This is a genomic window from Mycolicibacterium sp. XJ2546, assembly GCF_053483195.1.
Genome location: NZ_JBEFRW010000049.1, coordinates 1 through 974, shown reverse-complemented (window position 1 = coordinate 974; position 974 = coordinate 1). Strand labels below are relative to the sequence as shown.

2 rRNA genes are annotated in these 974 nt (G+C 57.1%); both read left to right on the top strand.

Annotation, left to right across the window (positions count from 1 at the left end):
* Positions 1-770, top strand: a 23S ribosomal RNA gene (locus ABQE44_RS25770); the annotation flags it as partial.
* Between the two features lie 81 nt (positions 771-851).
* A 5S ribosomal RNA gene (gene rrf / locus ABQE44_RS25765) occupies positions 852-966 on the top strand.
* Positions 967-974: the final 8 nt, after the last annotated feature.

Below are 974 nucleotides of genomic sequence, written 5' to 3'. Positions count from 1 at the left end.
TGAAGCAATCACGCCAGTGATTGTGGAGTCGTTGTTGAAATACCACTCTGATCGTATTGGGCCTCTAACCTCGAACCGTCTATCCGGTTCAGGGACAGTGCCTGGCGGGTAGTTTAACTGGGGCGGTTGCCTCCTAAAAAGTAACGGAGGCGCCCAAAGGTTCCCTCAACCTGGATGGCAATCAGGTGTCGAGTGTAAGTGCACAAGGGAGCTTGACTGCGAGACGAACATGTCAAGCAGGGACGAAAGTCGGGACTAGTGATCCGGCACCCCCGAGTGGAAGGGGTGTCGCTCAACGGATAAAAGGTACCCCGGGGATAACAGGCTGATCTTCCCCAAGAGTCCATATCGACGGGATGGTTTGGCACCTCGATGTCGGCTCGTCGCATCCTGGGGCTGGAGCAGGTCCCAAGGGTTGGGCTGTTCGCCCATTAAAGCGGCACGCGAGCTGGGTTTAGAACGTCGTGAGACAGTTCGGTCTCTATCCGCCGCGCGCGTCAGAAGCTTGAGGAAACCTGTCCCTAGTACGAGAGGACCGGGACGGACGAACCTCTGGTCCACCAGTTGTCCCACCAGGGGCACCGCTGGATAGCCACGTTCGGACAGGATAACCGCTGAAAGCATCTAAGCGGGAAACCCCCTCCAAGACCAGGCTTCTCACCCATCAAGTGGGATAAGGCCCCCCGCAGAACACGGGATCAATAGACCAGACCTACACACCCAGCAATGGGCGCAGGGAACTGGCACTAACCGGCCGAAAACTTACACACACTCGCAACCACACCAACATCCACAGCGCATCAAACCCGCGCCCCACCACCAATAACACACCACCACAAAATAAATAGAGTTACGGCGGTCCATAGCGACAGGGAAACGCCCGGACCCATCCCGAACCCGGAAGCTAAGCCTGCCAGCGCCAATGATACTGCCCAACCCGGGCGGAAAAGTAGGACACCGCCGAACACAAATTA